3 protein-coding genes are annotated in these 2985 nt (G+C 64.7%); 1 reads left to right on the top strand and 2 read right to left on the bottom strand.

Annotated elements, in window-relative coordinates; all coding sequences use genetic code 11:
* Together AC5DC2_RS22035 and AC5DC2_RS22040 are read right to left on the bottom strand one after the other, a co-directional pair.
* A partial coding sequence (locus tag AC5DC2_RS22035) for an SDR family NAD(P)-dependent oxidoreductase (protein WP_491700030.1) occupies positions 1–268 on the bottom strand: 268 nt, incomplete at its 3' end.
* Between the two features lie 2 nt (positions 269–270).
* Positions 271–2136 carry a feruloyl-CoA synthase gene (locus AC5DC2_RS22040; protein WP_491700031.1) on the bottom strand — a complete coding sequence of 622 codons (1866 nt, stop codon included), beginning with the start codon at positions 2134–2136 and terminating at the stop codon, positions 271–273.
* Positions 2137–2301: 165 nt separating this feature from the next.
* Here AC5DC2_RS22040 and AC5DC2_RS22045 point away from each other — a divergent pair.
* The coding region (locus tag AC5DC2_RS22045; RefSeq protein ID WP_491700032.1) for a crotonase/enoyl-CoA hydratase family protein at positions 2302–2985 on the top strand (684 nt) is incomplete at its 3' end.

Consider the following 2985-nt stretch of genomic DNA (forward strand, 5'->3'; position numbering starts at 1 on the left):
CCGTGCCGATTCCGGCGCAGCTCACCGCGATCCTGACCGTGCCATGGGCGGCTTCGCTGGCATCAAGCGCGGCGCTGACGTCAGCCCCGCTGGAAACATCGCCGATGGCGGCCAGTCCGCCGATCTCGGCGGCGATCTTCTCGGCCGCCTCGCCGTTCATGTCCAGCACCGTCACCCTGGCGCCTCTTGCCGCAAGCGCGCGCGCGGTTGCCGCGCCGAGCCCCGAACCCGCACCGGTCACCAATGCGGCCATGCCCTCAACCTTCATTGTCAGCCCGCCTTTCTGCCTTGCGGCTTTTCCGCGATGATTACCTCGGGGCCGCCCGCATAAAGAGCATCGACCAGGTCCGCGCGGTTGGCGAGAACCGCCCGCTGGTTGACCGAGCCCTTGTCGGTCACCTCACCCTTGTCCATGCGCAGCGGCGCCGTCAGCAGCATGGCGCGGGCAATGCGGTTCGATGAGCCGGTCGCGCGTCCGGCAAAATCCGTCAGACGTTCCCCGAGCCGGTCAAGCACCGTCGGATGCGCATAAAGCGCCGCGTCATCCATCTCGGCCCCGCCTTCGACCAGACGCTCGATTTGCGGACGGAAAGGCACGAGCAGGGCGCCGAGCTCGAACTGGCCCTCGCCGGCAATCACCGCGTCCCGGATCAGCCCGCCCATGGCGTCGACCAGCTTTGCCCGCATCGCGCCGACGGCGACCCAGGTTCCGGTCTGAAGCTTGAAGTTTTCCGCCGTGCGCCCGTCGAACAGATAGCCGCGCGCCGGATCGCCCGGAACGGCGGGGCGCAGCGCATCGCCCATATTGTAGAAGCCTTCCTCGTCGAAGGCCTTTTCCGTCAGGTCCGGCCGCCGCCAGTAGCCGGGCGTGACGTTCGGTCCCTTGAAACGCACTTCCATCTTGCCGCCGGTGGGCACCAGTTTCATGGTGACGCCGCGCGCCGGAACGCCGCAATTGCCCGGCTCGTCCTGCGGTTCGGTCGAGAACATGGCAAACGGGCCGGTCTCGGTGGAACCGAGCCCCGAACCCATCAGCGTAAAGAAGCCGGTGGAGCGTTCGGAAAGCGCGTTGAGGTGATGCCAGGTGTGGCTCGCCATGCCCGCGCCCGCATACATGATCATCTTCAGTTTCTTGAAAAAGGTGTCGCGCAGGACCGGGTCCTTCTCCATCGCCTCGCACAGCACTTCATAGCCCGCCGGCACGTTGAAATACCAGGTCGGCGATATCTCGCGCAGATTGCGGATTGTCTCGGCCATGCCCTTCGGCGTCGGCTTTCCGGCGTCGATATAATAGGTGCCGCCATTGTAAAGCGCGATGTTGAACACCTTGTTGCCGCTGGCAACATGGTTCCAGGGAGCCCAGTCGACCAGGACCGGCGGCTCGTCGCCGAGGAAGCGATAGCAGTCAAGCACCTGCGCCATGTTGGCGCACAACATCCGCTGGGTCTGGATCACCGCCTTGGGTGTTCCGGTGGTGCCGGAGGTAAACAGGAATTTCGCGATCGTGTCCGGTCCCGTGGCGGCAAAGGCCTCGTCGGCCGCCGATGAAGGCTCGGTCGCAATCACGTCATCCCAGTCGACATGATCACGGCCGGGAACAGTGCCGCCCGCCAGAATGAGCGGCACGGCAGGATCGATGACCTCGGTGATCGCGTCCGCGAACCGATCCGCATCCTTGGCGAAGACCGCGCCGGGCGTCACTTCGCCGGCAATGTCGCGAAGCTTGGCGCGCCCCTCCGGGATCAGCGAATAGGCCGGCGCCACGGCGGCAGACGGAATGCCGACATACTGGGCGGACAGCGCGATGACGGCGTGTTCGAGCGAATTCTCCGACAGGATCATCAGCGGCCGTTCGGGCGAAAGGTCGTGGTCGAGGAGGAAGGCGCCGACGCGGCGCATCAGGTCGCGCAGCCGGCCGAAAGTGATCGTGCGCCACGCCCCGTCGGCGTCGCGCTCGGCCATCCACACGCGCTCGGGCACGGTTTCGGCAAAGTGCAGAATACGGTCGCCGAGGCGCGCCGGATAGTCGCCCAGTTCATCATCCTGCCATATGATCTGGCTGCCGTCGGCGCGGTCCTCCACGCGGATGCGCGGCTCCCAGACCCGCACCGGACGTATCTTCTCCATGTCTGTCATGGATCCTCCTCCAATTTTCGAGCGTCCCTGGCACTCCGGGCCGCGAAATCCTCGCTGAGATCTTTGCCCGTCCGGCCGCTCCCGACGGCGGGACAGGTTCAGGTTATACAGTTTTTGAGTGTATTGTTTACAGGGAAAATATTTTCTCGTATAGAGAAAACTGGAATGGTCGAAAGGAAGCATGCAGTGACGACAGAGGCGGAGCTGGTAACCTATGAATTGCGCGGCGAGGTCGCGCTTCTCGGGCTCAATCGTCCGGACAAACGCAATGCGATCAGTGACCGTTTTGTCGAAGCGCTGGCCGATGCGATCGAGCGGGCGCGCACGGAGGCGAAGGCCGGCGTCATCTTCGGCAATGGCAGGCATTTCTGCGCGGGGCTGGACCTTTCCGAACATGTGAAGAAGTCGGCCTTCGAAGGCGTCGAAAGCTCGCGCCGCTGGCACGAGGTCTTCGGCCGGATCGAGTTTGGACCGATTCCCTGGTTTTGCGCATTGCACGGCGCCGTTGTCGGCGGCGGGCTGGAGCTGGCATCGTCCGCACAGGTGCGCGTTGCCGACGAGACGACCTTTTTCGCCCTGCCGGAAGGCCAGCGCGGCATCTTTGTGGGCGGCGGCGGCTCGGTGCGCACCGCGCGCCTGATGGGCGTGGCGCGGATGACGGACATGATGCTGACCGGCCGCTCGATCGATGCCGATACCGGGGAGCGGTGGAATCTGGCGCAATATGTCGTTCCGGCGGGCAAATCCATCGAGAAGGCGCTGGAGCTTGCCAGACAGGCGGCGACCAACGCTGAACTTTCCAACTACGCCGTCATCAACGTGCTGCCGCGCATGCCCGAAATGAGCCGC

This window comes from Martelella sp., assembly GCF_984369615.1.

What these genes read in the sequence shown, in the direction of transcription:
- AC5DC2_RS22040 (WP_491700031.1), bottom strand. Translation starts at nt 2,136, where the DNA reads ATGACAGACATGGAGAAGATACGTCCGGTGCGGGTCTGGGAGCCGCGC.